The organism is Intrasporangium sp. (genome assembly GCF_036566125.1).
GTDB lineage: Bacteria > Actinomycetota > Actinomycetes > Actinomycetales > Dermatophilaceae > Intrasporangium.
Genome location: NZ_DATCWX010000210.1, coordinates 1 through 6,186 on the forward strand (window position 1 = coordinate 1; position 6,186 = coordinate 6,186).

At 70.7% G+C, this 6,186-nt stretch carries 7 protein-coding genes and 1 pseudogene; 3 read left to right on the forward strand and 5 right to left on the reverse strand.

The genetic code is table 11. The features are described from left to right. Both VIR15_RS12970 and VIR15_RS12975 read left to right on the forward strand, forming a co-directional pair. Positions 1-1,222, forward strand: a 1,222-nt coding sequence (locus VIR15_RS12970) for an alpha/beta-hydrolase family protein (protein ID WP_331928254.1), incomplete at its 5' end; no start/stop codon positions are given. A gap of 76 nt (positions 1,223-1,298) precedes the next feature. Continuing rightward, positions 1,299-1,940, forward strand: a complete 642-nt coding sequence (locus VIR15_RS12975) for a transcriptional regulator (RefSeq protein WP_331928256.1) — start codon at positions 1,299-1,301, stop codon at positions 1,938-1,940. Between the two features lie 98 nt (positions 1,941-2,038). Here VIR15_RS12975 and VIR15_RS12980 read toward each other — a convergent pair. Next, positions 2,039-2,422, reverse strand: a pseudogene (locus VIR15_RS12980) (DUF3626 domain-containing protein); the annotation flags it as partial. Positions 2,423-2,426: 4 nt separating this feature from the next. Then, on the reverse strand, positions 2,427-3,635 hold the full coding sequence (locus VIR15_RS12985; protein ID WP_331928258.1) for a trans-sulfuration enzyme family protein: 1,209 nt from the start codon (positions 3,633-3,635) through the stop codon (positions 2,427-2,429). Between the two features lie 128 nt (positions 3,636-3,763). Between VIR15_RS12985 and VIR15_RS12990 the strand changes: the two genes are divergently transcribed. Next, positions 3,764-4,243: an Lrp/AsnC family transcriptional regulator gene (locus tag VIR15_RS12990; RefSeq protein ID WP_331928260.1), complete on the forward strand. Its 480-nt coding sequence runs from the start codon at positions 3,764-3,766 to the stop codon at positions 4,241-4,243. 221 nt (positions 4,244-4,464) lie between these two features. Here VIR15_RS12990 and VIR15_RS12995 read toward each other — a convergent pair whose 3' ends face one another. The 3 genes from VIR15_RS12995 to VIR15_RS13005 form a co-directional block, all read right to left on the reverse strand. Then, on the reverse strand, positions 4,465-5,355 hold the full coding sequence (locus VIR15_RS12995; protein WP_331928262.1) for an amidohydrolase family protein: 891 nt from the start codon (positions 5,353-5,355) through the stop codon (positions 4,465-4,467). Beyond that, positions 5,355-5,666 (reverse strand): TFIIB-type zinc ribbon-containing protein, encoded by a 312-nt coding sequence (locus tag VIR15_RS13000; RefSeq protein ID WP_331928264.1) that lies wholly within the window; start codon positions 5,664-5,666, stop codon positions 5,355-5,357. The genes VIR15_RS12995 and VIR15_RS13000 overlap by 1 nt, the downstream gene beginning before the upstream one ends. 10 nt (positions 5,667-5,676) lie before the next feature. Beyond that, the coding region (locus VIR15_RS13005) for a phosphotransferase (protein WP_331928266.1) at positions 5,677-6,186 on the reverse strand (510 nt) is incomplete at its 5' end.

Genomic DNA, 6,186 nt, shown 5'->3' on the forward strand with positions numbered 1-6,186 from the left:
AGCCGCCGGTCAGGTGCTGCCCCGAACCATCGCATCGATCGTCGCGGTGGTCGTCGTCGCCACGGCGACGCTATGGATCTCCGACAGCGTGCTCTTCCACCGGAGCATGCAGGCCATGGCGGCGATCGCAGCCCAGGTCGACGCCAAGCCGCCGGCGGGCAGGTCGGCCCCCACGTCGCCCCTGATCTCGGGCGGACCAGGGTCGCTCGAGAGCTACCAGAGCCTCGGCTACCAGGGCCAGCTCTTCGTCACGAGTGCTCCGACGGCCGAGGAGATCGGCGCGGCAACCGGCCGGACTGCCCGTGACCCCATCCGGGTCTATGCAGGCCGGGGCGACGGGCGCTCGATCGAGCAGGTGGCGGACGCAGTCCTCGCCGAGCTCGAGCGGACGGGGGCGTTCGAGCGCAAGGTCCTCGCCGTCATCACGACCACCGGTACGGGGTGGGTCGATGACTGGTCCGCCCAGGCGATCGAGTACCTCAGCAACGGCGACAGCGCTGTTGCTGCCATGCAGTACAGCTACGTGCCGAGCGCGGTGGCCCTGCTCAGCGACCGGGGGACGGTCCGCGAGGCCGGCAAGGTCCTCTTCGACACGATCCACGCCGTATGGTCGAAACTCCCCGAGGCCGACCGGCCCCAACTCGTCGTGGGTGGCGAGTCGCTCGGTTCCTACGGCGGGCAGGCGGCGTTCAAGGACAGCGATGACATGCTGCGGAAGGCCGAGGGCGGGGTCTGGGTCGGCACGCCCAGCTTCACGGAGATCCACGCGGAGCTCACCGCGGCCCGCACCCCGGGGAGTCCGGAGATCGCACCGGTCATCGACGACGGCAAGCACTTCCGCTTCGCCACCAACGCCGACGAGCTGACGCATGACTACTACGGGCGGGACTACGGCGAGTGGGCCTTTCCCCGCTACGTCTACGAGCAGCATCCGTCCGACCCGGTCGTCTGGTGGAACCCAGCCCTGCTCGGCGCCGAGCCGGACTGGCTGCGCGAGCCGCTCGGCCGCGACGTCAATCCGAACGTGACGTGGATACCGTTCGTGACCTTCTGGCAGCTGACCACCGACATGGCGGTCGGCCACGACCCGGCAGACGGCTTCGGCCACCGCTACGGGGCGGAGCTCATTCCGGCCTGGGGTGCAGTCCTCGGCGGGCCGCCGGGTCAGGACTATTCACGCATCATCGCGGGCGTCAAGAGCACGGTGCACCGCGCCAAATGAGACCATTCCGTATGCCGCTGAGCTCGCTCCCAGCCCCAAGCCGGCCCCCAGCCCTCCCGCCCTCCAGGGCGGCCCGGTGACTGGCCACCAATCCGATGAGGCGACGCTGGCCCTGCACGGGGTGCGTGTCCTGGGCTACACGTCAGCGGCCAAGGTCGCCGCGCTGTACGAGCTCGCTGCGGACTCGACCACCGAGCACCTGCTTGACGCCGAGGCGCGTGGCTGGGTCCGGCAGACGAGTTTCGGTGGCGCGGATGGCTGGTCGATGACGGAGAGCGGTCGCGCGCATGGGGAGCGCCTGCTCGCCGAGGAGCTCGATCGTGCCGGCTCCCGCGGCGAGGTCATCGAGGCGCATGCCACGTTCAGGCCCCTGAACCGGGAGCTGGGCGAGCTCATGACGCAGTGGCAGGTTCGGCCCACGCGCGAGGACGCCCTGGCGCCCAACGACCATCGTGACGCCGGCTATGACGACGCCGTCGTCCGACGCCTGGCCCGACTCCTCGACCAGACGCGCCCGGTGACGGACCAGCTGGCGCAGGCACTGGACCGCCTCAGCGTTCACCAACCGCGGATCGACCACGCCCTCAAGCGGATCGAGAAGCTCGAGAACGCGTGGGTCGACTCACCGACGTTGCCCTCCCTCAACATCGTGTGGATCCAGCTGCACGAGGACCTGTTGGCCACGCTGAACCTTCCTCGCGGAAGCGACTCACTCTGACCCGGCGTAGCCGAAGCGGGCCACGTAGTGCCACACCCGTTTGAGCGGCTGCTCGTCGTACTGGCCGGTCCGGCTTGCGTCCCCGATGATGCGTGGGTTGAGGCGTGCTGGGCCAGGCGCAGGTGAGCTGACCCAAAACGGGGAGCGGCGCCGAAGGGCGCGTGGGAGCGGTTCAGCGCTCCGTACTTCGGTCGGGGGGACGGCGCGGCAGTGTCATACGCGCCACCGAAAATGCGGCTCTCCCACGCCCACCGAGCTCATCCGTGGTGGGCCGTGAGGCCTCCATTGCTCGTCCGGGTCTCGAACTGGGATCGGTACCTGCCGTCCCTCGCCAGGGCACGGAGGATCGGCACGTCCCCGAAGAGGCGGTCCGGGTGGAAGTTGAGCGTCACCCGGGCGGCGTCCGCCAGCGAGGTGCCGAGGGAGCGGGAGCGCACGTGGCTCAGGGCGAGGACGACGGGATCCGGTTGACTGTCGGCCACCGCATCACCGTATCGACGCGAGCTCTTTGGCGCGGTGGGGATCGACAGCTGCCCGTGCGGCGCGGAGCGCGTCGTCGAGGTCCGCGATGAGGTCGGCCGGGTGCTCCAGTCCGACAGAGATGCGGAGCAGCCCGGCGTTGGGGCGGGCCTCCGGTGCAACGGGCCGATGCGTCAAGGCGGCTGCGTGCTGGATCAAGGTGTCGACCCCCCCGAGGGACACGGCGTGGGTGATGAGCCGGCACCCTTCGGCAAAGGCAGCCGCGGCGGCGTAACCACCGTCAAGCACGACCGCGAGCACCGAGCCGGGTCCAGCCATCTGCCTCCCGACCAGACCGTGTGGGTCGCCTCCGGGAAGGCCGGGATAGGCGACGCGGGCCACGCCGAACTGTCGGTCAAGCCACGCGGCGATGACCTGCGCGGTGTCCTGCTGGGCGCGGACCCGCATCGGCAAGGTCTGCAGCCCGCGGTGCAGCTGGTAGGCGGACATCGGGGCGAGCAGCCCGCCGGTGAGGGCGCGCACCTGGCGCAGTCGCACGGCCCATGAGTCGTTCGTCGCGACGACACCGCCGAGCAGGTCACCGTGCCCGCCGAGGAACTTCGTCGCTGAGTGGACGCTGAGCGCGGCGCCCAAGCGCAGCGGCTGCTGGAGCACCGGCGTGGCAAACGTGTTGTCGACGAGCACCGGTACCTCGCCAGCCGCTGCGACCACAGCGGAGATGTCGACGAGGTCGAGCGAGGGGTTCGCCGGGGTCTCGACGACGACGAGGCCGGTGTCCGGCCGAATCGCGGCGCCGACCTCCGTTGCGGTCGCCCACGTCACGGTCGTGCCGACCAGGCCGGTGGCGAGCAGGTGGTCGGTGCCGCCATACAGCGGCCGCACCGCGACGACGTGGGGCCGCCCGGCCGCCACGGTGGCGACGAGGCAGGCAGTGATCGCGGCCATGCCGGACGCGAACGCCACTCCCGCCTCGGCCCCCTCAAGGCTGGCCACGGCGCGCTCGAAGCGGTCGACGTTGGGATTCCAGAGCCGCTGGTAGACGAGCGAGTCGCCGTCGGCGGGACGGCCGCCGGTCGCCATGCGCTCATAGGCGGCTCCGCCCGACTCCACGGATGGCAACGGGTAGGTGCTCGACTGGTCGAGGGGTGGGACGTGGACGCCGAGCGCGGTGAGGTCCTCACGGCCGGCGTGCACGGCAGTCGTCTCAGGGTTCATGCGGGTGATGCTCGTCGATTTCGTCCCCCACAGGCAATGACATCGTGGAATCCTCGACAAGTCGCCGTATCTTCGGCGATCCTGCATCTGTGCCCTCGCAGCGCCGCACTGACTCGAAGAATCCACAGGTGCCCTACCCGGCCCCGCCGCCACGTCCTCTCGACGCCATCGACCGCGCCCTCGTGCGGGCCCTCCTCGACGACGGCCGGCTCTCGAACGCCGAGCTGGCCCGGCGGGTGGCGCTGCCGGAGTCGACGTGCTCCGGCCGGGTGCGGGCGCTGCGTGAGTCGGGCGTGGTCCGCGGCATCCACGCCGACATCGACCACGCGGCCCTCGGGCAGCCCATGGAGGCGATCATCGCGCTCCGCTTCGCTGGCCACACGAGGATGTCGATGGACTCGTTCCGCGAGCGCATCGCCGCGGTCCCGGGTGTCATCGCGGCCTTCCACGTGGCGGGCGCCGACGACTTCCTCGTCCACGTCACGGCGACGTCCAGCGACGACCTGCGCGACCTCGTCCTCGACCACCTCACGTCGGTCGAGGGTGTCGCCCACGCTCAGACGAGCCTGGTCTTCGAGCGGATAGCCGGCCAGCGCCAACTGGGTTGACTGTTCGGAGGGCGCCACCGTGTCCGACCCTCTACGATCCCCGCCCATGGGGGACGACAGCCTCGCCGAGGCATTGACGCGCGCCGACCTGCTCACCGATGCCGGACGGCACGCAGAGGCGCTCGCGGCCCTGGCGCCGTCACTGGCGGGCCATCCGGACGACCCACGAGCCCATGTGATGGCGGCGATCTGCCACCTCGGGATCGACGGCGACGCATCCGCTAGGCGCCGCCGAGGCCGAAGAGCCGAACTGCATTGTCGTGCAGGACAGCCCGGTTCCACTCGTCACCGAGCCCGAGGTCCAGCACCGAGTGCACCGCCTCCAGGTAGCTGTGCGGGATGTTGGGGAAGTCGCTGCCGAAGAGGATCCGGTCCCCGAAGTCGGGCAGCCGTGCGATCGTGCCAGGCGCCATCGGCATCATCTCGTCGATGAACGGCGTGAAGGACATCGTCGTGTCGAGAAACACCCGGTCATGCGTCGTCGCGAGCTCGAGGAAGGCGTCGTACTCAGGCATGCCCATGTGGGCGATGATGAGCGGCAGCCGTGGATGGCGCGCGAGGACCCGGCGGATCGGCTCGGGGCCCGTGAAGCGCCCGGGCGCAGGACCGGAGCCGCAGTGGATCACGGTGGGCACGCCGGCCTCGGACAGCAGTCCCCAGACCGGGTCGAGGAGCGGGTCGGTCGGGTCGTAGTCGCCGACCTGGACGTGCGCCTTGAAGACCCGGACGCCACCATCCAGCGCAGCCCGGACGTACGCCCCCGCGCCGTCCTCGGGGTAGAGGGTCGCGGTGTGCAGGCACTCCGGCGTCCGCTCCGCGAAGTCCGTTGCCCAGGCATTGAGCCACGCGGCCATGCCGGGTTTGTGCGGGTAGAGCATCGACGTGAAGGCGAGCACCCCGAGGTCGCGCAGCCGCTGGACGCGCTCCTCCTCGGCGTGTCGGTAGCGGATGGGCCAGTGCCGCCCCACGAGGGGGCCCGCCGAGTCGAAGTAGGCCCACACCTTGTCGAGGACGCTGCGCGGCATGAAGTGGGTGTGGACGTCGACGATCCCCGGCAGGCCGAGCGAGCTGGCAAGGGCTCGCACCGCCGCCGTCTCCTCCGAGTGGGCCATCAACTGGAGAAGAAGAGCCCGGACAGGCCGCGCTTGCGGTAGTGGTACCCGCCGCGGTTGCCCCACTGCGGGCCGCCGTACTGCGCGGGCGGCGGGTGGGCGACGAACTGGCTCTCGAGCTGGCTCAGGTGCTCGAACTCGCCGAAGTCGAGGAACAGGCCGCGGCACGTGTCGCACTGCTCGACGTGGACCCCGTTGCGGTCGTAGGTCCGCATCGCGCCCTGGCACTTCGGGCAGATGAAGTTGTGGGGCTGGTAGCCGGCCGCGCCGGTGCGGTCCTGTCCGGGAAAGGGCGGTGGTTGCTGGCTCATGCCCTCATCCTCACATCTGCCGACAGGCGGACAACAACGCGCTCGCCGTGAGGTCGCTGTGGACGGGGCGGCTCAGCACGCGGACAGCTGCGATGTGGACCGCACACCTCGCAGGAAGGTCAAGCGATGGCCAGGGATCGCCGCTGCTCGGCACCGCAGGTCCTCCGGCGCCGCGGTAGCCGTCGAGGAACGCTGCCCACTCCCGGTCCTGGAGCAAGCCGGCCGCCCAGAACCCCGCAGGGCGCGCGAGGTCCCACGCCGGGTCGCCGACGCCGACGTCGTCGAGGTCGAGCAGGCGCCAGTCGCCCTCCCAGCTGCCCACCTGACCGAGGTGGAAGTCCCCGTGCACGACCGAGTTCGACTGTGGCCCAGTCAATTCAGTGGTATGCCGCTGAGCTCGCTTCGTCCGGTCCGTGGCCTTGCGCACCTCCCGCAGCAGGCGCTCGCCCAACCGGACCAGCAGGTCACGGTCGGCCTCGTCGGGCAGGTCGCGGGCGCGCCCGACCGCGCGCCCCAGCCG